Here is a 24,932-nt window from a genome sequence, read left to right on the forward strand (position 1 = left end):
CATATCTTGACAGTAAAGTTGATAATTTAATGAAAAGGGGTGGGGTCTAATGGCTATTAAATCAATGAAAGTACTAAATATAATGGCATTTCATCAAAAAGAATTGGATTTGCAATTTGGTGATGGTATTAATATTTTAATTGGCGAGAACGGTATGGGAAAAACAACCCTGCTTAAAATGATATATGCAGCGTTACAGTATTCAATTGAAAATCAGACATCAGGTAAAGAATTGATACATTTTTTTTCAAATAATTTAAGAGATTTCAGTCAGATGAAATATCCGGGGAAGGAAAAAGATACCTGTTATTATGAGATATCAGATGGTCAACATTTCTTTAAAGACTATTTGACAAAGGAAAATGGTATTGTTTCTGAAGGCTGGAAAGGCTTAAATATACAGTCCGTATTTATTCCAACCACAGAAATGCTTTCTCATTCAAAGGGATTTTTAGCAATGAATCAGAAGTATAATATGCCGTTTGATGAAACACAAATAGATATTATTGTAAATGCTTCGCTTCCTGAAACCAGAAAAGTGTCGCAATCCTGTGAAATTATTTTAAAAGAAATTAGTGAAGTTATTAATGGAAAGGTAGTACAGGAAGATGATACGTTTTATATAGTGAAAAATGATGGCAGGAAAATTGATTTTTCTTTGGAAGCAGAGGGCATGAGAAAATTGGGATTGTTGTGGAAGCTGATTCGGAATGGGCTGTTAGAAAAGGATTCTGTATTACTGTGGGATGAACCGGAAGCCAATCTAAATCCTGAATTATACCCGCTGGTGGCGAATATACTGCTTGCATTACAAAAGAATGGCGTGCAGATTTTTCTTGCAACACATAGTTATAATTTTGCTAAATATCTGGAAATCAGAAGAACGGAGAGGGAACAGGTATTTATTCACAATCTGTATAGAAATGATTCGGGAAAAGAAATAATGAGTGTATCAGCATATAAGATGGAAGATTTGGAACCGAATCATATTATGATGGCGGATAACCAGTTATTGGACGAAGTGTATAATATGTGAGGTTAGTCTATGGAAACACTTTTAATAGATGAAAATGGAGAATATGGTCTGGATTGCACACAGGCGGTTTGGGCATCTGACAAGATGCATGAGGATTATCATCGTGCAAAAGTACAATTATCTGATGCGGATTTTTTACTTGAAGAAGCGAACAATATTCTGATAGTGGAATATAAAAATGCAGATACAAAAAAGGCAAGAGAAGCCAGATACAAAACGCCGGCGTTCAATCCAATGGACGATAAAAAATTTACTTCAACAGTACGAAAGTTTTATGATTCGCTTCATTATATACATTTATTGGGGAAAAATAAACCTGTAAAATATGTATATGTAGTAGAAGCGCCGAATAGCGATGCAATTATGCGAAAGAGATTGCGGGCGAGAATGAAGACACTATTGCCTTTTGCATTGCAGGAAAATATAAATACGGGGATTTCATTGATAGATAAGGTTGATGTACTTTCTATTAATGAATGGAATATGCATGATGAGTATGGAAAGTATCCATTTGTAAAACTATAGAAAAATAGAATGATAAAACAGGAGTAGTATAATCCATAAAATAGCGTGTAAAGGAGTATACTACTTCTGTTTATTTTAATTAATTGTGATAATCATCTTCTTTTGGGAATTCACATTCACCAAAGAAAAAGATACTAGGTCCAGAATTTCCACCCCATTTACTTACCCTTGCCAGCTGTTCCAACAGCACCTTTATAGGGGAAATTGTTTCTGTCTGTGTATTCATTAGATACTCCTTTCCTGCACGGTATGATGAAATACAGTGCATATTTTTTTCTGTGCAGCTGCACAGGATAGCTGTACAGCGTGCAGTATAATTACCCAGAATCCGGATACCATGTATTCATTTTCCGGGGTAATCAGCAATATAAAAAAGAACACGGTTAAAATGCCGGTGGAAATCCACTTAAATCGTTTCTTTTTCGCAGCAGAAAGCGCTGGTCTTTTTGATGAAGAAACAGGTGCAAGCGCATAATTTATTAAAATGCAGACCATGCACAATAAAATCCGTGCTGTTTTCGTTAAAGAAATCAGCGGCAGAAGCGTCAGACACAAAAAAGCATAACCGGTGCTTACAAACAGACAGCCTGCATATGTATTGCAGTGAAATCCGCCAGCTGTGCGCCGGATACAGCAAAGAAATAAAAGTGTTGCAATGCACAGTGCCAGATGTCTGCGGTATAAGAATAAAATGAAAAATAATTTGCTGCTTTCTGAAAGAAATGTAAAAAGCAGATAACGCAGCAGCGCAATCTGATAATCTGTTAAATTATAACGTCCTTTTAATTTTTCCCACATACAATCCCCGTTTCTGAGCAATTTTATCGCTGTTTCTGTCCTCATTCTATATCCACAAAATCATAAAAAGAAAAATGTGTCGTTAATTGTAGAAATTTGTAATGTAATGTATAAAATTTTAAAAAATGAAAATAACAGGCGGAAACACTTTAAAATTTGCATAAGTAAAAGCAAAAACAGATGAAATGGATTTTGATTCGATATAATAAAAAGTTATGCTCACATCGCATTTAAGAAAAACAGATGTAAAAATGTTCCATACATCTTACATAGAATTTACCTATTTTACATAAGTGCAGTTCAGTTTACATTGAATAAAAAAATTAACAATATCTTTACATGAAATTTACAGGAATGTGATAGTGCATTTTACATCGGCTTTGATAAGATGTCATTGTGAAAAAAATTATGAAATTGCCGCATCAGATTAAATTATGCGCGATAAAAAGGAGCTGGAAAAATGGAAACAACAAAAATTCATGTAACAAATATGAATTTGCATTATGGTGATTTTCACGCGTTAAAAAATATTAATATTGATATTCCTGAAAATCAGATTTGTGCAATGATTGGACCTTCAGGCTGCGGAAAAAGTACATTTTTAAAGTCAATCAACCGCATGAATGATTTAGTTGAAGGCTGTAAAATTGATGGACAAATGCAGCTTCGAGGAGAAAACGGATTTGAAGATATTTACGGAGATATGGATGTAAATCATTTAAGAAAACGCGTTGGTATGGTATTCCAGCAGCCCAATCCGTTTCCGATGAGTATTTATGACAACATTGCTTATGGTCCGAGAACACATGGCATTAAGAACCGGCATAAGCTGGATGCAATCGTTGAAAAAGCATTAAAGCAGGCGGCAATCTGGGAAGAGGTAAAAGACCGTTTAAATAAGTCAGCATTGGGACTTTCAGGCGGACAGCAGCAGCGACTTTGTATTGCGCGTGCGCTGGCTGTTGAACCGGAAGTGATTTTAATGGATGAGCCGACATCGGCACTTGACCCGATATCAACATCAAGAATTGAGGACCTGGCAATTGAGTTAAAGAAAGAGTATACGATTGTTATGGTAACGCACAATATGCAGCAGGCAACCCGTATTTCGGATAAAACCGCATTCTTCCTGCTGGGAGAACTCATTGAATACGGAGATACCGAGCAGCTGTTTTCTATGCCAAAGCAGAAAAAGACGGAAGACTATATCACCGGACGTTTCGGCTGATAATCCCGATACGCCGGATAAAAAACAGCAAAGAAAATGAGAAGAAAATAAGAAGGCAGAAATGGAGGAAAACATGAGAAATCGATTTGACAGACAGCTTAGTACTTTAAATGATGAGCTGATTGAAATGGGCAGTATGATTGAAAAATCCATTGAAACGGCAATCAAGGCACTGGTCAATCAGGATGTGGATTTAGCAAGACATGCAATTGAGGCAGATGAGGAGATTGACCGTCAGGAACGTATTATTGAAGACCTATGTCTGAAACTGCTGTTACAGCAGCAGCCGGTTGCAAAAGATTTAAGACTGATTTCATCCGCATTAAAAATGATTACGGATATGGAGCGAATCGGCGACCACGCTTCGGATATTTCAGAAATCACAATTGCACTGGCAGACCAGCCGTATATTAAGAAACTGGAGCATATCCAGCAGATGGCAAAAGAAACAATGATTATGCTGGTGGGAAGCATTGAGGCCTTTGTAGATAAGGATTTGGAAAAGGCGAATGAAGTCATTAAGCGGGATGACGTAGTCGATGATTTATTTGATAAAGTTAAAAAAGAATTAATTCAGATGATTCATGAAAATGCAGATAAGGGTGAGCAGGCAGCTGATCTTTTGATGGTTGCTAAATATATGGAGCGGATTGGCGACCACGCAACCAATATTTCGGAGTGGGTTATTTTTTCCATTACAGGAGAACACAAATCCATGAATTAATCCACATAATCAGAGAATAGTTTTTGCAAAATCTCCGGAAATGTAAAATTTACATGGATTTTACATAGGTTTGACAGAGATTTCATAAATGTATTTTATACTTCATTTTGCAAACGATAAATATTACAAAGTTGAATGGAGTGCAAAATGAGTATTTTTAATGTATTATCAATGATTGGCGGACTGGCGCTTTTTCTTTATGGTATGCACCTGATGGGAGAAGGTCTTTCCAAAGCATCCGGTGGTAAACTGGAAAGTATTCTTGAAAAATTAACATCAAATCCGGTGAAGGCAGTGCTGCTTGGTGCAGGTGTTACGGCGGTCATCCAGTCGTCTTCGGCAACGACGGTTATGGTTGTCGGCTTTGTCAATTCCGGCATTATGCGGCTGTCACAGGCGGTCGGCATTATTATGGGTGCGAATATCGGTACCACGGCAACCTCGTGGATTTTAAGTCTTACAGGAATTGAGGGCGACAATTTATTTGTCAACTTATTAAAACCGTCATCCTTTTCACCGGTCTTAGCGATTATCGGCGTTGTCTGTATTATGTTTGTCAAAAAGCAGAAGGTACAGGACATTGGTAAAATTTTAGTCGGCTTTGCCATTTTAATGACAGGTATGGATGCCATGAGCAGTGCAGTAGAGCCGTTGGCAGATGTACCGCAGTTTACACAGATTCTGACAATGTTTTCCAATCCGGTACTCGGTATGCTTGCCGGTCTTGTATTGACAGCGATTATTCAGAGTTCTTCGGCTTCGGTAGGTATTTTACAGGCGCTGTGTTCAACCGGTTCACTTGGATTTGCAACGGTTATTCCGATTATTATGGGACAGAATATCGGTACCTGTGTAACAGCACTGATTTCAGCAGTCGGTGCGAATAAAAATGCGAAGCGTGCGGCACTGGTACATCTGTATTTTAATATCATTGGAACAATTGTATTTATGATACTGTTTTATTCAATCAATGCATTGTTTCCGTTCTCATTTATGGAAGAGTCTGCAACGCAGGTCGGTATTGCGGTTGTACATAGTACATTTAATATTTTTGCAACGCTGTTATTACTGCCGTTTGGTAATGGCCTTGTGAAACTTGCATGTCTGACAATCCGTGATAATCCAAATGATGCACTGGATAATCCGGCAGATGAATTTTCACTGCTTGATGAGCGCTTCTTGGATAAACCGAGTCTTGCCATGGAACACTGTATGCAGGTGACTAATAATATGGCAGAACTGTCTAAAAGATGTCTGTTTACGGCAATAGGACTTTTCAGGGATTATAGTGATACCCAGTCAGAGGCCGTCAGCACAATGGAAGAACGCGTAGACCGGTATGAGGATATGCTGGGGACATATTTAATGAAATTAAGTGGAAAAGATTTATCGGCAAAGGATTCGGAAAATTTATCACTGATGTTACATACAATTGGTAATTTTGAAAGAATTTCAGACCATGCATGCAACCTGTGTGATGCAGCAAAGGAAATGGCAGAAAAAAATATGGCATTTTCAGAAAAAGCCACACAGGAGCTGCACATTTTCACAGAAGCCGTAAAAGAGATTGTAAATACTTCATTTTCGGCATTTAAGAAAGAAGATGTAGAACTTGCGGGAACGGTTGAACCGCTGGAGGAGGTTATTGATGATCTGAATATGGAGTTAAAGACACGCCATATCCGCAGATTAAGAGAAGGAAAATGTACGATTGACCTGGGATTTGTCCATTCTGATATTACAACAAATTACGAGCGTATTGCAGACCACTGTTCCAACATTGCGGTGTGTCTGATACAGGTAAAGCAGGAAGGATTTGACACCCATGAATATCTTGGTACAATAAAAAGAGAAGATAACGAACAATTTAAAAAGCAGTATGCAGTATTTGAAGAAAAATACCGTCTGCCGTAAAAAATATACTCCGTGCCGGTTTAAAGCAACAATGCAGTTAAAAGCCGTTTAAGCCGGACACGAGGCAGGGAATGGAGGAAATGATGGCACTTATATATGTTGTGGAAGATGATAAAAATATCAGTGAAATCGAAAGCTTTGCATTAAAAAATGCAGGACATCAGATTGTAGAATGTGCGTGTGCAAAGGAGTTTCACAAGCAGGTACAGGAGCGGATACCGGATATGGTGCTGCTTGATATTATGCTGCCGGATGAAGATGGGCTTTCTATTTTGAAAAAACTGCGTGCAACACCGGAAACAAGGAGAATTCCTGTAATTCTGGTAACGGCAAAGACCACAGAAATTGATAAGGTCAAGGGACTGGATTCGGGTGCCGATGATTATCTGACTAAGCCGTTTGGCGTCATGGAACTCATTTCCCGCGTAAAGGCGCTGCTGCGCAGGGTTGGCGGCATGGAAGATGAAAAATTCTTACGGGTTGGCATTTTGTTTATTGATGATGAAAAGCACGTTGCTTATGTAGATGATAAACATATTGAACTGACCTATAAGGAATATGAACTGCTCAAGTATCTGACGATTAATCAGGGAATTGTACTGTCCCGCGACAATCTTATGGAGAAAATCTGGAGTTCGGATTACGAAGGCGAATCAAGAACGCTGGATGTCCATATCAAAACACTGCGGCAGAAGCTTGGGAAAGCCGGGTCTTATATTAAGACTGTGAGAAATGTCGGCTATTTCCTTGATTTGGATACAGATGTGTAATAATCCTTATATGTGGAATTATTACGGGCAGGAGTGCATATGAAAAAGAAAATCAACATTCAATTTTTAATTATTACATTACTGGCGATACTGACAACGGTATCGCTTTCTATCTTTGTATTTTACGAATTATTCAAGCAGGAAGTGATGGCAGACTTAAAAACGAACACACAGCTTCTGGTTGAAACGGATGCGTGGGAGCAGATTGTGGAAAAGAAGGATGCCGGGGCTTTAGACGATGGTGTGAAGCAGCTCCGTCTGACACTGGTAGACGGTACCGGAGAAGTTATTTTGGATACCAATGCAGAAGTCGGCAGTATGGACAATCACAGTGCAAGACCGGAGATTTCACAGGCACTGCAGACCGGAGAAGGGCAGGCAATCCGCCAGTCCAGCACAATCGGTAAAAATGCGTTTTATTATGCCATACGGCTGGAGAACGGAAGTGTCCTGCGCACGGCAAAGGAAGCAGGCAGTATCACAAGTGTTTTCGAGAGCATTCTGCCGGTAATCGTAATTTTATGCGTACTGTTGTTTGCATTGTGTATGATCCTTTCACATTTCCTGACGGAGAGCATTATTGAGCCGATTGAAAATCTGGCAGATAATCTTGATGCTTCGGATTCCGTAAAGGTGTATAAAGAACTGGTACCGTTTGTACAGACAATCAAAAAACAGCATGAGGATATTATGCGCAATGCCACCATGCGGCAGGAATTTACGGCAAATGTGTCCCATGAATTAAAGACACCGTTGACGTCTATTTCCGGATATTCCGAACTGATTGAGAGCGGAATGGCAGCAGATGAAGACATTGTGCGTTTTGCGGCGGAAATTCATAAAAATTCCAATCGTCTGCTGACTTTGATTAACGATATTATCCGTCTGTCGGAATTAGATCAGGTAGAGGAACAGAACTGCTTTGAAGAACTGGATATTTATGATATTGCACAAAATTGTGTGGAGATGCTTCGCCTGAGTGCCAAGAAGCACGATGTTACCATGGAATTACACGGTGTACACCGCATTATCTGTGCCAACCGCCAGATGATGGATGAACTGGTCTATAACCTGTGTGACAATGCCATCCGATACAACAATCCGGGCGGCAGGGTTGATATTACGGTTGATGCAGCCGTTGCATTTGATAAAACGGCAGAAACCGGAGCAACGATTATTGAGGTCAAGGATACCGGTATCGGCATTTCAAAAGAACATCAGGAGCGTATATTTGAGCGCTTTTACCGTGTGGATAAAAGCCGTTCTAAATCAACGGGAGGAACAGGACTGGGGCTTGCTATTGTAAAGCATATTGTGGCTGCCCACAAGAACGCATCCCTGTCGCTTACAAGCGAACCGGGAAAAGGAACCTGTATCCGTGTGGCTTTTAAAATGAAGACAAATTTGGAGTAAAAAAATGTATTTTTGGCGCAAAGCCCGCAAACAAGCGGGATTGAGCGCATAAGGGATGAAAAAAAAGTCCAATATGTAGACAATGTCCGGAAAATACAGCGTTTATATAAAACAAAAAACTGTTCATAAATAGTTTATAGAGTTTTTATTTACAAAATAGTTAACATGTGTTATTATTTCACAACGATAATATATAACACTGTTAACTATTTATTTTTTTGCAGTAAAAAATCACCGCGAAACAGCATAGGACGGTGAAGATCACAGCCGAAAAGGAGGAATTTTTGTGCAAAAAGAGTATGCGGAGCTGTTTTCCGCATTTACACAGTTTAGAAAGCTGCATATGTCGGATTTATTTCCGAATATGAACCATTCGGAATTTGCCACCCTGATGCATATTGGCGGGGCAAATAAGTGTCTAAACGAAGAAAAAGTCAAGGTTTCTACACTGTCAGAGAGGATGCGTATTAATATTACTGCCGTGTCCCGGACATTAAAAGTACTGGAAAAGAAGAATTACATCCAGCGGACAGTCAGCGCGCAGGACCGCAGAATTACATATGTGGAACTGACCCCGGAGGGGGCAGAGGTACTGGCGGAAGCGGAGGAAACAATGAATACATTTACGGCAAAGGTGCTAAGCAGCCTGAAAAAAGAAGACGTAATCCGTCTGACTGCGCTGATGAACCAGCTTTATGAGGCATCAGAAGCAGAAATAGAGAAAAGAAAAAAGAAAGGTGATGTGACAGAATGAGTAGATTTTTTAAGACGTTAAAGCCTTATTGGAAATCTGTACTGCTGATTATCGCACTGCTTGTATTACAGGCATATGCAGATTTATCGCTGCCGCAGTATACATCGGATATTATTGATACAGGTATCCAGAATGGTGGTGTTTCACACTGTATGCCGCAGGCAGTCACAAAGGAAGAATTTGAACTGGCAAAGGTTTTTATGACAGAAGATGAGGTCGCAATATGGGAAGACAGTTACCGGGAAGACGGTGATGTGTACCGCTTGGATGTGACCGATGAAAAGAAGCTGGATGAATATGATGATGAATTTGTGACAGCATTTATTTTAAACAATCAGACATCGGCAGTAGAGGAATCTGCTTTTAAACAGCAGATTGCCGCACAGTCCGGTCAGGACCCTTCACAGCTTGAAAATGTTCCGGTGGAAATGCTCGGACAGCAGATGGGCATTGAACTTTCAACCTTTAAAAAAGAGATTGAAGATGTTGACGGCAATGTAGTACTTGCAGACTGTTTGGATATGCGTCCGGTCTTTCAGATGATGCTTGCACAGGGCAGAATGACAACGGATGATATTGTTTCCATGCGTGACACGTTGCAGGAAAAAATGGAGAGCATGGGCAGTTCCCTGATTCTTTCCATGGGTATCTCTTATGCAAAGAACATGGACAGTGCCGCCGGTGTAGATATGGATAAGTTACAGACTGATTATCTGTGGGCATCAGGCATTAAAATGGTGCTGATGGCACTGTTAGTTGCAGTGATTACCGTATGTGTCGGTATGCTTGCGTCGCGTGTGGCAGCCGGTGCAGGACGTGATCTGCGTGGCAGTGTATACAAAAAAGTCATGGGCTTTTCCAGTGCGGAAATGGATCGTTTCTCAACGGCATCCCTGATTACACGGACCACCAATGATGTACAGCAGATTCAGATGGTGATTGTATTATTACTGCGTATGGTATTATATGCGCCGGTGCTTGGTATCGGCGGTGTTATCAAGGTATGGCAGACAGGTGCCGGAATGGGCTGGGTAATCGGTCTTGCTGTTGCGGCTATTATGGCACTCGTGCTGTTTTTAATGGTTGTTGCCATGCCGAAGTTTAAATTAATGCAGAAGCTGGTTGACGGTGTCAACTTAGTTTCAAGGGAAATTCTTACCGGACTTTCTGTTATCCGTGCATTCGGAAGGGAAAAGAAGGAAGAAGAACGTTTTGATAAAGCCAATAAAAAGCTGACAAAGACGATGTTATTTACCAACCGTGTCATGACATTTATGATGCCTTGCATGACCTTTATCATGTACGGACTGACGGTTCTGATTGTATGGGTTGCGGCACATAAGATTGATAACGGCAGTATGCAGGTGGGTGCAATGACAGCATTTATTACGTATGCAATGCAGATTGTTATGTCCTTCTTAATGCTGACGATGATGTCTGTTATGCTTCCGAGAGCGGCAGTTGCGGCAGACAGAATTGATGAAGTATTAACTGTAAAATCTGAAATTGTAGACCCTGAAAAGCCGGAAACACTTGAAAAGAAGGAAGGTGTTGTACGCTTTAACCATGTAAGCTTTAAATACCCGGGTGCAGAACACAATGCCCTTGAAGATATTGATTTTGTGGCTGAACCGGGTAAGACAACGGCGATTATCGGCAGTACGGGCTGTGGTAAATCAACGCTTGTAAACTTAATACCAAGACTTTACGATGTTACGGAAGGTTCGGTGACAATCGACGGACACGATATCCGTAACATTACCATGAATGAACTGCGTGATGAACTCGGCTTTGTGCCGCAGAAAGGTGTGCTGTTTTCCGGTACGATTGCAAGCAATCTCCGTTATGGCAGAGAAGATGCAACCGATGAAGAAATCCGTGAAGCGGCTGAAATTGCACAGGCATCGGATTTTATTGAAGAAAAAAGTGCAAAATATGACAGTCCGATTGCACAGGGCGGTTCTAACGTATCCGGTGGACAGAAACAGCGTCTGTCGATTGCAAGAGCCATTGCAAAGAATCCGAAGGTCTTCATTTTTGATGACAGTTTTTCCGCACTCGATTTAAAGACCGATGCGGCACTCCGTAAGGCACTGGCAGAAAAGGTATCCGACAGCACGGTTATTATCGTTGCACAGCGAATCAGTACGGTGCTTCATGCAGAGCAGATTCTTGTCATGGATGAAGGCAGAATCGTCGGCAGGGGAACACATGAAGAACTGCTTGCAAACTGCGAAGTATACCGTCAGATTGCAAAATCGCAGATGTCAGAAAAGGAACTCGGACTTGCGGGTGATACAGAAAGGGAGGAACAGTAATTTATGGAAAATAAAGATGTAAAAATGCCTCCGAAGACAAGAGGACCGATGAGAGGACCAGGCAGAGGTATGATGCCAGGAGAAAAAGCCAAAGACTTTAAATGGTCTATCGGCAAATTACTTGCGTATCTTGGAAATTACAAAATCGGCATTATCGTAGTGATGATTTTTGCGGCGTGTGCGACCGTGTTTAACGTTGTCGGTCCAAAGGTTTTAGGTAAAGCCACGACAGCACTTTCCGAAGGGCTGATGAATAAAATCAACGGCACCGGCGGCATGGATTTTAACTATATCGGAAAAGTCCTTTTATTTGTGCTGGGATTATACAGCATCAGCGCCGTTTTCAGCTTTATACAGGGCTGGATTATGACGGGGATCACACAGAAGCTGTGTTACCGGTTAAGGAAAGAAATTTCCGAAAAAATTAACCGTATGCCGATGAAATATTTTGAAAGCAGAACTTACGGTGAAGTATTATCGCGTATTACCAATGATGTAGATACCCTCGGCATGGGTTTAAACCAGAGCATTACTACGATTATTACCGCTGTTGCAACCATGCTTGGTGTATTGGTGATGATGTTAAGCATTTCACCGCTGATGACACTGATTGCAGTCATTATTCTGCCGGTGTCAGCCGGACTGATTTCATTTGTTGTAAAGAAATCACAGAAATATTTTAAGACACAACAGGAATATTTAGGCCATATCAACGGACAGATTGAAGAAACCTACGGCGGACATACCGTTGTAAAGTCTTTTAACAAAGAGGCTTCTATGGTTAAGCAGTTTGACGAAACCAATACGGTATTGTATAAATCCGCATGGAAATCGCAGTTCCTATCCGGAATGATGCAGCCGATTATGAATTTTGTCGGAAACTTAGGCTATGCCTGTGTGGCATTAAGCGGAGGTCTTCTTGCAATTCAGGGCGCGATTACAATTGGTGATATTCAGGCATTTATCCAGTATGTTAAGAATTTCACACAGCCGATTACACAGATTGCACAGGTTATCAATCAGGTACAGTCTATGGCAGCAGCCTCCGAGAGAGTATTCGAGTTCTTAGAGGAGGAAGAAGAAGATCAGTTTGTGCAAAATCCGGTACGCTTAGATAAAATCGAAGGCTGTGTGGATTTTGAAAATGTACACTTTGGTTATAAAGAAGATCAGACAATTATCAATGATTTTACTGTACATGTAAAACCGGGTCAGAAGGTTGCCATTGTCGGTCCTACAGGTGCCGGTAAGACAACGATTGTGAAGCTGCTCATGCGTTTTTACGATGTCGGCAGCGGTGCTATTTTAGTAGACGGACACAATATCAAGGACTTTAACAGACGGGAATTAAGAGATGCGTTTGGCATGGTGCTTCAGGATACATGGCTGTATAAGGATACCATTATGGAAAATATCCGTTACGGAAGACTGGATGCAACCGATGAAGAAGTTATTGCGGCGGCAAAAGCAGCGCATGCACACCACTTTATTGAAACCCTGCCGGGTGGCTATCAGATGGAATTAAATGAAGATGCAAGCAACGTTTCACAGGGACAGAAGCAACTGCTTACAATTGCGAGAGCAATTCTTGCAGACAATCCGATTCTGATTCTGGATGAAGCGACCTCTTCTGTGGATACCCGTACAGAGATTCAGATTCAGAATGCAATGGATAACCTGATGAAGGGCAGAACGAGCTTTGTCATTGCCCACCGTCTGTCTACGATTAAAGATGCAGACGTGATTCTTGTCATGAAGGACGGCGATATTGTAGAACAGGGAAATCATGAAGAACTTCTTGCAAAGGGCGGCTTCTATGCAGACCTTTACAATTCACAGTTTGATGAGGCAGAAAGCGCGTAAGATACGGGAATTTTGATAAAAATGGAAGTTATTAAAGATGAATATTTAAAATATTAATTCAAAACAAAGAGTAAAAAGGAGAAACAGCCTGGCAGAGGTTTTTTCTCCTTTTTTCACGGATAGTCCTTGCAAAACTTTAGAATTTCTGTATACTTGAAATGTTAGGTGTTTTCATGGCAGAGCCGGAGGAATTTGATGAAACAGATTGCGTGGGTAAAAGTTATCCAAAACAAATATATAAAAAGATGTATGAGTATTGTGGGAATTGTAATCGTTTTACTGGGTGCCATGCTGTTATATCATATTACAGGTTTAAGAAAAAATGAATATACAAAAAAGGAGCCATTGCTTTTAAACTGGACTGTTGTCAGTGAAAATCAGACGGATACGGATGTGGATTTGAATACATTCCGCTTTGATAATATTTTAACAGACAAAAAGACAATATATTTATCCCGTACTTTTGTGGATAAAGGGCAGTTTCAATCACCGGTACTTGTGGTTCAGACGCATAATGCAACGTTACGTGTCTTTGTGGACGGAGAATGTATTTACAGTTCCGGGCTGGAGCGGTATGACTGCGGGAAAATGGTTGGAAGCGGCATGCACAGCATTGCTATGCCTAAAGATGGAGAACAGCATGAACTGATGCTGGAATTTAAGGCAAACGGTGATTCTTATGTTACCCGGATGAACGATATTTATATTACTGATTATGCAACAATTTACACTGATTTTTTAGTGACCAACAGAGTTACTTATGCACTTAGTGTCTGCCTTTTGTTTATCGGATTTGTCCTGCTTTTGCTTGGGATGGTTATGATGCTGACGCGGACCTGGTTTACACATTTGATATCACTGGGAATTTTCTCGCTGATGGTAGGTTTATGGACGATGGGAAAATATAATATCCTACAGATTTACCGGGTACCGATATGGCTGTGTACCTTTATTGAGTATGCCAGCATGTATATCGGTCCGCCGTCTCTGCTGCTTTTTTTCAGGGATTATCCGAAAAAAGCAGACAGCAGATGGATAACGTGGATGTATTACATAATTTTCTGGGTAGATAGCGGTGTGACGGCACTTTTATTTGTGCTTCATTTTTCAGGTGTCTGGCATCTTCCGCATATGCTTCGGCTGGAACAGGCATTTGTAGCAATTGTCTGTGTTTATCTGATTATATTAATGATTGCCTGTGTCAGAAAGGGAAACCGGCAGAGCAGACTGGTTATCTGCGGTGTGATTTTGTTTTTGCTGTGTATCGGAGCGGAATGGTCAGGTTATATGGCAGGAAAATACTGGGGTCATGAAATGTCATGGACAACAGGATTTTCATCTTTGGGAACTGTGATTCTGATTAGTATTTTACTGCTCTCATTAAGCTGGGATATTGCGGGAAAAATGGTCGACGAAAAAGAACAGGCAGTTCTTTATAAAATGGCATATACGGACAATCTGACGGGACTTTATAACCGCCGCTTTTGTGAAGAACGGTTAAAATCATATTGTTATAATAACATTCCATTTACAATTTTTAATTTTGATATGAATGGGCTGAAAGCCACGAATGATACCCATGGGCATAGCAGTGGGGATAAGCTGATTAAGGGGTTTGCTGATATTTTAACGAAGTCGTTTGGGGACAAAGGTATCGTTGGCAGAATGGGCGGCGATGAATTTATTGTAATTGTAGAAAACATCGAAGAACTTAATTGTCAGGAAGAAATCCGACATTTTCAAAAAATTATGAGTGAGGCAAATAAAGCACAAAGTGGGTATGTTTACAGTACGGCATACGGCTATGCAGACAGTTCTGAAATTGTGTCAGACGGTGAAATACGCGATGTCAACATGGTTTACAGACTGGCGGATAACCGCATGTATGAGAATAAAAAGACATGCCATGATGCAAGAAAATAGTTAGAAAGTGGAAGGAACAAAGGAATTTATGAACAGGACTTACGACAAATTTCAGGTAGTATTACTAAGCGAAGTAAAAGGGAAAGACAGCAATGCGTTTATTTTTGAATTACGTCTTACTTCGGAGGACAATTGTCGTATCAGAATTATAGATTTTGACGCATTTGATATTGACGGAAACAAGTACAGCGCGGGAGCGGATAAAATCAGTACAACAGATGTGATTTTAGGACACAGCAAATTTTTTGCCGAAACCAAAAAGATTAATGTAAAAATCAGTTCGCAGTTTAAAGCAAGAATCGGCTGTATGGCAGTCTTAACGGTTGCCTGCATTGAAGATAAACAGCAGATGAAATTCTGTTTCCAGAGAAAAGGAACAAACCGCTGGGATTGTGTCGGTGTGGAATTTATGGAGTATGAAGGTCTTCCGGCAGCAGAAGAAGAACCGGTGGAAACAGAAGGAACTTTAGAATCGGTTGAAGAACTGACTGACAAAGCAGAAAAACAGGTACAGGCGCAGACGGAAGCACAGACACAGACTGGAGCTTCGGCAGTGAAAGAAGACGGTGAAGAACAGGCAGCAGTGGTAGTACAGGATTCTCCGGCAGAAGACATCCCGGCAGCACAGGATGAAAAAGCTGCAGCAGAATCACTTGAAGAATATCTGGAAAGAGAAGGCGCAGAGTCTGTCTTAGGGCTGTCCATGAAGGAATTTGTCAATCGTTTTGCATTAGGTACACAGACAGTAGAAGATGTTTTAAAGCAGTTAAATGTCAATGTGGCGCAGGAAGAAGAACCGGCAGAAACAATCAGTCAGCCGGCGCCGGTATCCCAGCCGGAGGAAGAAGAGCAGGAGCAGTCCATAGAAGACTATTTAAACAGTCTGATTGAATTTGATGAAAAATCATCGGAAACCATCGGCCTTGCCGTTTCTAATATGAGAATCCGTGCAGAAGAACAGGGTGACACCGTCTGTCCGGTTCTTTACTGTGAGGTCAGCTATTCCAAAGAAACCTATGTATTGGTGCGCTGTCCGATGATTAAGGTGATTTTTTACGATGCAAAGGGATGTATCGACAATGTTGCCATGCATCCGGTATCCCGTATCCATACAGGTCAGGATATTGTTGAAATGGCATTTAAGAAGTCCACAGTGAAAAATTGGAAAAACAAGAGCAAAATCAAAGTACTCGTAACGCTGTAAAATAGATAAAACATTTTTTTTGGTTAAAACATAAAACATAAAAAATAAAAGAATTAAAAGAAGAAAGCTGCGCAGCCGGAACAAAAAACGGCTGTGCAGCTTATTTTATAAAGTTCTGAAAGCTTAAAGGATGTTGGCTGATATGCAGCTGGTATATCGATATAAAGGATTCTGATAATTACGGTTTTTAAAACTACATCATATTGAAATAAATGTAATATCATCTTGACAAAAAAACAAAGAAGCGGTATAACATAAATAGTTTGAGAATCAAAATATTGTATTTCTGAACGAAAACAAAATACTGTTATGGCAGATGAGAAATTACCTGCGGAATGGAGAAGAATATGAATAATCAGTTACCACAACTTATATTAGGAGATGTTATTGTGCCGGTGCCGGTGATTCAGGGCGGCATGGGTGTTGGAGTGAGTCGAAGCCGTCTTGCGGGAGCAGTTGCAAAAGAAGGCGGTATCGGTGTGATATCAACAGCACAGATCGGTTATGACGAGGAAAATTTTGAAAAAAATCCGGCGGAGTGTAACTGCAGGGCAATAATAAAACACATTGCGCAGGCAAAAGAGATTGCAGGCGGAAACGGACTGGTCGGTGTGAATATCATGGTGGCATTAAAGCATTACAGACAGCACATTGAAACGGCGGTAGAAGCGGGTGCAGATGTCATTATCTGTGGTGCGGGACTGCCGGCAGATTTACCGGGAATTGCCCAAAACTATGCACGTGAGCATGGGAAAAAGATACCAAAGCTGATGCCGATTGTGTCTTCCGCGAGAGCAGCGGGAATTATTTTAAAAATGTGGGACCATCATTACCATACGGTGCCGGATTGTATTATTGTGGAAGGACCGATGGCAGGCGGACATCTTGGATTTCAGGAAAGTGTATTGGAAAATATTGAAAATATTGATTTTGACGCGATTCTTTGCGGGGTCATTGACAGCAAAAAGCCATATGAGGAGAAATACACAAAAAAGATTCCGGTTGCGGCGGCAGGCGGTATTTTTGACAGACAGGATATTGACCATGTGCTTTCATTAGGTGCAGATGCCGTACAGATTGCAAGCCGTTTTGTTGTCACTAAAGAATGTGATGCATCTGATGCATACAAACATGCATATATTGAGGCGGGAAAGGGTAATATACAGATTGTAAAAAGTCCTGTCGGCATGCCGGGACGCGCCGTGCGCAATGCTTTTATCAGACAGGTTGAGCAGCACAAACAAGAAATTACCGGCTGTTATCAGTGCCTTGAAAAATGTAACCCGAAGGAAGTGCCGTACTGCATTACACAAGCGCTGATTCACGCCGTGAAAGGCGAATTAGAGCAGGGGTTAATTTTCTGCGGTGAAAATGTTTCCAGAATCCATGAAATGACAACCGTACCGGAACTGATGCGGGAATTGACACAAGGTTGACATAACACCCCGGTATTTAGTACTATAGTAAGTGAAAAAGAACGAATGGAGAAACCAATGAAAGAATTTTTGCGTGCTAAGATTTTTGCACTTTCACAGTATCTGGAAATGCTGCTTTCGCTGATTTTAGGACTGGTTATTGTAATTCTTGCAGGGAAACTGCTGATGGACGTATTTAATCCGCAATATATTTTTGCAGGAGAAGACGTCTTTGCATATTATCTGGAAACTGCAATGAATCTTGCGATTGGTGTGGAGCTTATTAAAATGCTTTGCATGCACTCACCGGGGACTGTCATTGAAGTCCTTTTATTTGCAATTGCAAGACAGGTTGTTGTATCCCATTCTTCCGTGACACAGACACTGACCGGGGTATTTGCAATTGTTGTGCTGTTTGCTACAAGAAAATATCTGTTTATCCCACACGATGAGGTAGAAAAGATTACCGTACGCGGCAGTATGACTGTAGCAATGGCAAACCGTGTTGCTAAAATCAAAATACCGGAAACAGATGGAAAACTGCTCCGTGATGTGATTGAGAAGCGGATTTGTGAGGAAAGCCTTTCAAAAGAAATCGGAACCTGCGTGGATTACGATAATTTTGCATTATGCATTGCAAGTATCAGAGAAGGTAAAGTAACAAGAGTTGATATTTTAAAAAATAAGGATTGATAAGGAGTAAGCTTATGGCAATTGTACATGTAACAAGTGAAAATTACGAAAAGGAAGTATTACAGTCTGATAAGCCGGTATTAATTGATTTCTGGGCATCATGGTGTGGACCGTGCCAGATGTTAGGACCGGTCATTGAAGAAGTTTCAGAAGAAGTGACGGATGTAAAGTTTGTAAAAGTAAGTACCGAAGAAGCACCGGAACTGGCAGAAAAATTTTCTATTATGTACATTCCGACACTGGTACTCATGGAAAATGGAACGGTTGTAAATAAATCCACAGGCTTTTTACAGAAGGAACAGATTTTAGAACTTCTGAATACAAAAAATTAAAAAAATTAAAAAAAAATTAAAATTTTTGTTGACAAATGAAGTTTGAAAGATTATCTTATTACTTAATTCAACAGTCAAATGCAGAGAACAGGAAATGACTTTTTCAAATCACCGCTCACAGAGAGCCGTAAGATGATGAGAAGCGGCAGCAAGGAATGAAAAAGCCCTCACCTGCGAGCAGTTCCGGTGAAAGGCAGTGTAATTGTATACAGCCTAGTAATTGGAATCGGTACCCATCGTTAACAGGGCATGCCATAGAGTCGGTATTCTATTGATTCTGACAGCAGTGGCAGTAGAGAGGCCGGGATATCCGGCAAGCAAAGTGGTAACGCGGAAGTAATGTTAAATCAGCCTTCGTCTTTGCACCAAATCATTTAGATTTGTGTGGAGACGAAGGCTTTTTTGATACTATGGACAATGCGTACAGAGTGTTTGACTGATGAAATATATCATAATAGGAGAGTGACATCTATGAACACTTTAGTAATTGTTTTAATTGCAGCTGTTATTTTATTCGGCGCATATGTTGTCTATGGCCGTTGGTTAGCCAACAAATGGGGAATTGACCCTAAGGCAGAAACACCGGCAGTAAAGTACAATGATGGTAAAGATTTTGTCCCGACAAACGGATGGACAGTATTTAGTCATCAGTTTTCATCTATTGCAGGTGCAGGTCCTGTAACCGGTGCAATTCAGGCAGCGGCATTTGGCTGGTTACCTGTACTCCTCTGGATTCTCATCGGTGGTGTATTCTTCGGTGCTGTTACAGACTTCGGTGCCTTATATGCTTCCGTTAAGAACGAAGGAAAGTCCATGGGTATGATTATTGAAAAGTACATCGGTAAATTCGGACGTAAGATTTTCTTACTGTTCTGCTGGTTATTTACATTAATTGTTATTGCAGCATTTGCCGATATGGTAGCCGGAACATTCAATGCGTATACAGTTGTTGACGGACAGTCACAGTTATCTGCAGCTGCTTCAACAAACGGTTCTGCCGGTATGGTATCTATCATGTTTATGGTATTTGCCGTTGTATTTGGTCTGATTCAGAAGAAATGGAATCTTTCAGGCTGGAAAGAAGCAGTTGTTGGTATCGTATTTATCATTGCTTCATTTGTAATTGGTAACTACTTCCCAATTGAATTAGGCAAGAACGCATGGAGCTATATCACATTTGTATATATCTTTTTTGCAGCAGTTCTTCCAATGTGGCTGATGAAGCAGCCTCGTGACTACATGACAACATTTATGTTCATTGCCATGATTGTCGGTGCAGCACTTGGTCTGGTTGTAGCTCATCCGTCTATGAACCTTCCGGTTTATACAGGATTTAACAATGCAAAACTTGGAACAATGTTCCCAATCCTTTTCGTAACGGTTGCCTGCGGTGCTGTTTCAGGCTTCCACAGCCTTGTATCTTCCGGTACATCTTCTAAGACTGTAGCAAATGAAAAGGATATGCTTAAAGTTGGTTACGGCGCTATGATACTTGAAAGCTTACTTGCTGTTATCGCTCTTTGTGTTGCAGGCGCAGCCGCAGCAGCAGACGGAACAGCCGCTACTGGTACACCGTTCCAGATTTTCAGTCGTGGTGTTGCAGGTTTCTTTGAAATGTTTGGTGTTCCGGTACATTTCGCAACCGTATTTATGACAATGTGTGTATCTGCACTTGCTCTTACATCACTTGATGCCGTTGCACGTATCGGACGTATGAGTTTTCAGGAACTTTTCAGCGTAGATGATATGGAACATGCAGAAGGATGGAGAAAGTTACTCTGCAATACATATTTCTCAACAGTAATAACACTTCTTTGTGGTTTCGTACTCACAAAGATTGGTTATGCAAACATCTGGCCGTTATTTGGTTCAGCAAACCAGTTATTAAGTGCACTTGTAATTCTTACACTTTGTGTATTCTTAAAGGTAACAGGACGCAGCAACAAGATGCTGTTCCCGCCACTTATCATTATGCTTTGTGTAACATTTACAGCACTGGTACAGCGTACAATCGCTATGGTTAAGGCAATCCAGACAGCAGCATCTGTTACAATTCCGGCAGGTACTGCTACATGGGGAAGCGTATTTATTGCCAACGGGCTTCAGCTTATTATTGCAATTCTGCTGATTGTACTTGGTCTTATCATTGTTGTAAATTCAGCTAAGAGTTATGCAAAGAGTGAGAAAAACTCAGAAAAGGCAGCTTAATTCGTATAGCAGCTGTATAATAAAATAAGAAGCTTTACATAAAAACTCCCGGATTTTTTCTATATCATATATAGAGAGGATTCGGGAGATTTTTGCATAGGAACGGCAATCCCAGCGATAAAAATATTGAAATTCTGTCGTGTTCATAGTAATATATAAATAGTGTGAAAAAACCTTAAATTTAAAATAAGAAGACACAATATCGTAAAAGACAGGGGAATAAATAATATGGAACAGGTTGTTTTTGGTGGAAGAATGAATATCCCAAAGGGGACAACATTTTTTAAGACAGGCGAAAACGTTGAACATGTATATCTGTTAGTGAATGGACAGGTACGTGCAAAAAGCGAATATATGAAGATGAATCTCGATAACGGAGCACTGTTAGGAATTCTTGATATTTATTCAGAAGAATATCTTTTTGATTATGAGGCCGTTACGGATTTGATTGTATTGTGCTTTGACATTGCACATGCAGACGGTATTCAGAAGCTTTTAAAACTGGGTAAAAACTATCAGGAAATTGCTGTCAATTCTTTATTTGCGCAGTTTCATGAAGTGTACCGGTTATATGAAAAAAGCTTTTTGTCTTATGCATCAGAAATGGATGATTTTAATGTCATTGATAAAGAAGAAGATTCTGCAAAGGTGGATATGGAAATCTGCACCTATATGAATCAGATATACGCATTGGATAAAAAAGTTTTTCATGAACTTTTTACAGCCGGGGAAATGATAGCATATGAACATCTGATTACCGGTTCAAAGCTGGTAGCGGATATCAACCGTACCGCGTTAAAACTGGTGGATGTTTTAGGAAAGGCAGCACTTGGTATTCAGGACGATGAAGCCCAAAATAAAGCAGCAGACGACCTTTTGGATGGTGAAGATACGGCAGAAGAAGGCATGGATGAAAGTGCTTATGACTATGCACTGGTTGAGAGTGAACTGGCAAATTCCATGAAGCAGATTCTGGATTATTCCCAGATAGATGAAAAGGAAGCTTCCAGATTTACCCTCATGGTTTCGCAGTATATGAATCTGCCGGACAGAAATACTTCGGACAACGATGTCAGAAAATTAAGAAAAGATATTGCAGAGCAGTTCTATCAGATTTATGAAAATGTTTTCTTACATTCATTAAAGGATACTTCTCTTAGCAGGGCAGTCGAATTGTTCCTGAATTTTGGCTTTATGGATGAGAAGGAATTTGATAAAAAGGGATTGGCGGAACTGTATTATTTCAAGCCGGACTTATCGGGTACGGGATTTTCTATTTATACCGTATATGGCTGGCTGAAAGCAATATACGAGGGAAAAAGAGAACCGTCCAAAGATGAATTTGACCAGGATTATAAAGAAAACGTAAGAAAAGAAAAGGCACTGCACCATCTGTCAGCAGCAGAAGAAACAAAGATGCTGTCTGACCAGACAGCCAAAGTGCAGTTTGAAATCCGTAATATGTTTAAGGTTATCAATCGTCTGACAACGAATGAAATTACAATTTTCAGCCCGATTCTGACACAGAAGAAGTTCAGTAAGAGCATTCAGAAGTCGTTTCTGTCAGCAAAGAAGCTTTCTGAGGCGATGCGTGCGATTATGAAGGTGGATTATTCACTGTTCCACAGAGAGCAGATGTATTATGACCCGGAAAATAAAATCGATAATATTGTAGTCATGAAACAGGTTCTTCCGGACTTTATCCTGATGCCGAATGTCGGCAGCAGAGGTGTCATGTGGCAGGATATTTCGGAAAAGAAAAGAGATACACCGGCAAGATTTGTGCTTTCTGCATTTTTCAACGGCAATCTTGAAAACAGTCTGATTAACATGGCAGCAGTTTACCGCTGGGAAATCTGCCGTACTGTACAGGGCAATTACTGGAATGATGTCCGGGAACATTCTCTTACATCCGAGTACTGCGATTATGTACAGTTTTACCGAAAGAATAAAGATCTGACGGAAGAAGCCAAAGAAAAAATCAGGGCACAGTTTAAAAGCTGTCGTAACAGTTACCGTGAAATGTTTGCAAAGGATTATGACGTATGGGTTAAATACGAATCCCAGAACTCTATCCGATTAAATAAGGTTGTGAGAGGAATTCTTTATATGTACTGTCCGTTTGCGGCAGAATATCGGAAAAAGCTTGAATCGCAGCCAATCTTTAATGCGGCATCAGCACGGTTTAACAGAGAAAATACAAAGAAAGTACGTGAGTTAAAGACATTTAATTCCAACGTATTAAAAAGAGGCGGACAGGTTACTGAAGTGTTACAGAAGAATCTGGATTTTTATGAATTAGGATAAGAAGAAGGAGAAGACAAATGTTTAGTCAGTTATTTGGTGAATATCTGGTAAGTGAAGAAGTACTTACACCGGAGCAGTTAAGAGAAGTATTGGATGAACAGGCAACAGCAAAGGTCCGGCTGGGAACGATTGCGATTGCAAACGGATATATGACACAGAACGAAACGGAAGAAGTCAATCATTTACAGACACAGTATGACAGACGTTTCGGTGATATTGCGGTAGAAAGAGGCTATTTATCAGAACGGGAAGTGGATGAACTTCTGGAGCAGCAGGGTTGCGCATTTATGAAGTTTTTGCAGATTATGTTTGAGAAAAAATATATTACTGCCAGCGAACTGGATGAATATCTTGACAGCTTTCAGACATCCAAGGGCTTTTCAAAGTCCGAAATGGAAGCGTTAAAGGAAGATGATATTGACGGGATTGTACCGTTGTTTGCATTTTCTGCAAAACCGTATGTAACTGATATTGTGGCATTGATTTTGAGAAATCTGACAAGATTTGTTACACAGGATTACTATATCGGTTCAATTAAACGTGTGACAGAAATCCGGTATCAGAGTATTATCGGACAAAAAACATACGGTTCTCATGTTATTTATACAGCATTTGTGGCAGGGGAAAATGAAGACGGACTGCTTGCACTTGCATCCGATTTTTCAAAGGAAGAACTGATACAGGCAGACAGCTATACATATGATACATTAAGCGAACTGGTTAATATGTGCCTTGGTCTGTTTGTAACGGCAATCAGCAAGGGTGAGTTATTTGTAGATATCGAACCGCCGTTTGTCTATGAAAACCAGACACTGACCGGGGACGGATATATTGTTCCGCTTTATGTCCATGGTAAAGAGACAGAAATTTTTATTGCTGTAGACAGTGATGTTCAAATCGGTGTAAAGCCGACATCTATTGATATTCAAAAATGTGCCGACAGTGAGGTAGCAGACGGTGTTAAAAAGGTCATGATTGTAGATGATTCTGCTTTTATCCGTAAGACATTAAGAAATATTCTTGAAGAAGCAGGCTATGGTATTGTCTGTGAGGCTGTAAACGGAGAAGAAGCCGTTCAGTTATATAAAGAGTATAAACCGGATATTGTCACAATGGATATTACGATGCCGGTTATGGACGGTGTTACGGCATTGGAAAAGATTAAAGCATACGATAATACAGCAGATGTCATTATGGTGACGTCAGCCGGACAGCAGAAGAAAGTGATTCAAGCATTAAAGCTGGGGGCATATGAATTCTGCATGAAGCCGCTGGATAAGGATGAATTGTTAAAAGTATTTAAAGAACTGAATGCATAAAATACATAAAAACGGGAATAATACAGGTATTGCAAAAGTATATTTTGTAGTGCCTGTATTTTAAAATTGTACTAAATTAAGAACTATGCAAAAGAGTATTGATTTTATGATACATGAATGATATTATAATGCACGTAAGGATTGTTACAATATTGTCAAAGTTGCGATGAGCAATTTTTTTATTTAGC

At 40.3% G+C, this 24,932-nt stretch carries 20 protein-coding genes; 18 read left to right on the forward strand and 2 right to left on the reverse strand.

What is annotated here, in order from left to right; genetic code table 11:
• Nucleotides 1–49: 49 nt before the first annotated feature.
• Complete coding sequence (locus LI288_RS09655) at nt 50–1,036, forward strand: AAA family ATPase (RefSeq protein WP_227090252.1); 987 nt, start codon at nt 50–52, stop codon at nt 1,034–1,036.
• 9 nt (nt 1,037–1,045) lie between these two features.
• Nucleotides 1,046–1,561 (forward strand): hypothetical protein, encoded by a 516-nt coding sequence (locus LI288_RS09660; RefSeq protein ID WP_227090253.1) that lies wholly within the window; start codon nt 1,046–1,048, stop codon nt 1,559–1,561.
• Nucleotides 1,562–1,640: 79 nt separating this feature from the next.
• On the opposite strand, the gene LI288_RS09665 is transcribed toward LI288_RS09660, so the two are convergent.
• Both LI288_RS09665 and LI288_RS09670 read right to left on the reverse strand, forming a co-directional pair.
• Nucleotides 1,641–1,787, reverse strand: a complete 147-nt coding sequence (locus tag LI288_RS09665) for a hypothetical protein (RefSeq protein ID WP_227090254.1) — start codon at nt 1,785–1,787, stop codon at nt 1,641–1,643.
• A complete protein-coding gene (locus tag LI288_RS09670) occupies nt 1,787–2,359 on the reverse strand; it encodes an accessory gene regulator B family protein (RefSeq protein ID WP_227090255.1) in 573 nt (190 codons plus the stop codon). Before LI288_RS09670 ends, LI288_RS09665 begins: the two co-directional genes overlap by 1 nt.
• A 460-nt stretch (nt 2,360–2,819) precedes the next feature.
• On the opposite strand from LI288_RS09670, the gene pstB reads away from it, so the two are divergent.
• The 16 genes from pstB to LI288_RS14445 all read left to right on the forward strand — a co-directional run bounded on the left by pstB (nt 2,820) and on the right by LI288_RS14445 (nt 24,744).
• Nucleotides 2,820–3,587 (forward strand): phosphate ABC transporter ATP-binding protein PstB, encoded by a 768-nt coding sequence (pstB, locus tag LI288_RS09675; protein WP_227090256.1) that lies wholly within the window; start codon nt 2,820–2,822, stop codon nt 3,585–3,587.
• A gap of 73 nt (nt 3,588–3,660) precedes the next feature.
• Nucleotides 3,661–4,311 carry a phosphate signaling complex protein PhoU gene (phoU, locus tag LI288_RS09680; protein WP_022432472.1) on the forward strand — a complete coding sequence of 217 codons (651 nt, stop codon included), beginning with the start codon at nt 3,661–3,663 and terminating at the stop codon, nt 4,309–4,311.
• A 147-nt stretch (nt 4,312–4,458) separates the two neighbouring features.
• Nucleotides 4,459–6,225, forward strand: a complete 1,767-nt coding sequence (locus LI288_RS09685) for a Na/Pi cotransporter family protein (RefSeq protein WP_227090257.1) — start codon at nt 4,459–4,461, stop codon at nt 6,223–6,225.
• An 83-nt stretch (nt 6,226–6,308) separates the two neighbouring features.
• Complete coding sequence (locus LI288_RS09690; protein WP_227090258.1) at nt 6,309–6,995, forward strand: response regulator transcription factor; 687 nt, start codon at nt 6,309–6,311, stop codon at nt 6,993–6,995.
• Between the two features lie 39 nt (nt 6,996–7,034).
• Entirely contained in the window at nt 7,035–8,408 is a 1,374-nt protein-coding gene (locus tag LI288_RS09695; protein WP_227090259.1) for a sensor histidine kinase, read from the forward strand.
• Between the two features lie 286 nt (nt 8,409–8,694).
• On the forward strand, nt 8,695–9,162 hold the full coding sequence (locus tag LI288_RS09700; protein WP_022432476.1) for a MarR family winged helix-turn-helix transcriptional regulator: 468 nt from the start codon (nt 8,695–8,697) through the stop codon (nt 9,160–9,162).
• Complete coding sequence (locus LI288_RS09705) at nt 9,159–11,480, forward strand: ABC transporter ATP-binding protein (RefSeq protein WP_227090260.1); 2,322 nt, start codon at nt 9,159–9,161, stop codon at nt 11,478–11,480. The genes LI288_RS09700 and LI288_RS09705 overlap by 4 nt, the downstream gene beginning before the upstream one ends.
• A gap of 3 nt (nt 11,481–11,483) precedes the next feature.
• Nucleotides 11,484–13,343 (forward strand): ABC transporter ATP-binding protein, encoded by a 1,860-nt coding sequence (locus LI288_RS09710; protein ID WP_227090261.1) that lies wholly within the window; start codon nt 11,484–11,486, stop codon nt 13,341–13,343.
• A gap of 195 nt (nt 13,344–13,538) precedes the next feature.
• Nucleotides 13,539–15,266, forward strand: a complete 1,728-nt coding sequence (locus LI288_RS09715) for a sensor domain-containing diguanylate cyclase (RefSeq protein ID WP_227090262.1) — start codon at nt 13,539–13,541, stop codon at nt 15,264–15,266.
• A 28-nt stretch (nt 15,267–15,294) separates the two neighbouring features.
• Nucleotides 15,295–16,470, forward strand: a complete 1,176-nt coding sequence (locus LI288_RS09720; protein WP_227090263.1) for a hypothetical protein — start codon at nt 15,295–15,297, stop codon at nt 16,468–16,470.
• Nucleotides 16,471–16,817: 347 nt separating this feature from the next.
• A complete protein-coding gene (locus LI288_RS09725) occupies nt 16,818–17,906 on the forward strand; it encodes an NAD(P)H-dependent flavin oxidoreductase (protein WP_227090264.1) in 1,089 nt (362 codons plus the stop codon).
• Nucleotides 17,907–17,963: 57 nt separating this feature from the next.
• Nucleotides 17,964–18,578, forward strand: a complete 615-nt coding sequence (locus tag LI288_RS09730) for a hypothetical protein (protein ID WP_022432482.1) — start codon at nt 17,964–17,966, stop codon at nt 18,576–18,578.
• Between the two features lie 14 nt (nt 18,579–18,592).
• Nucleotides 18,593–18,910 (forward strand): thioredoxin, encoded by a 318-nt coding sequence (trxA, locus tag LI288_RS09735; RefSeq protein WP_022432483.1) that lies wholly within the window; start codon nt 18,593–18,595, stop codon nt 18,908–18,910.
• A gap of 471 nt (nt 18,911–19,381) precedes the next feature.
• Nucleotides 19,382–21,118 carry a carbon starvation CstA family protein gene (locus tag LI288_RS09740; RefSeq protein WP_022432484.1) on the forward strand — a complete coding sequence of 579 codons (1,737 nt, stop codon included), beginning with the start codon at nt 19,382–19,384 and terminating at the stop codon, nt 21,116–21,118.
• Nucleotides 21,119–21,346: 228 nt separating this feature from the next.
• Nucleotides 21,347–23,425, forward strand: coding sequence for a hypothetical protein (locus tag LI288_RS09745; protein ID WP_227090265.1), 2,079 nt, complete (start codon nt 21,347–21,349; stop codon nt 23,423–23,425).
• Nucleotides 23,426–23,442: 17 nt separating this feature from the next.
• Nucleotides 23,443–24,744, forward strand: coding sequence for a response regulator (locus LI288_RS14445; protein WP_227090266.1), 1,302 nt, complete (start codon nt 23,443–23,445; stop codon nt 24,742–24,744).
• Nucleotides 24,745–24,932: the final 188 nt, after the last annotated feature.

It is taken from the genome of Lachnospira pectinoschiza, from assembly GCF_020564355.1.
Taxonomy (GTDB): domain Bacteria; phylum Bacillota; class Clostridia; order Lachnospirales; family Lachnospiraceae; genus Lachnospira; species Lachnospira intestinalis.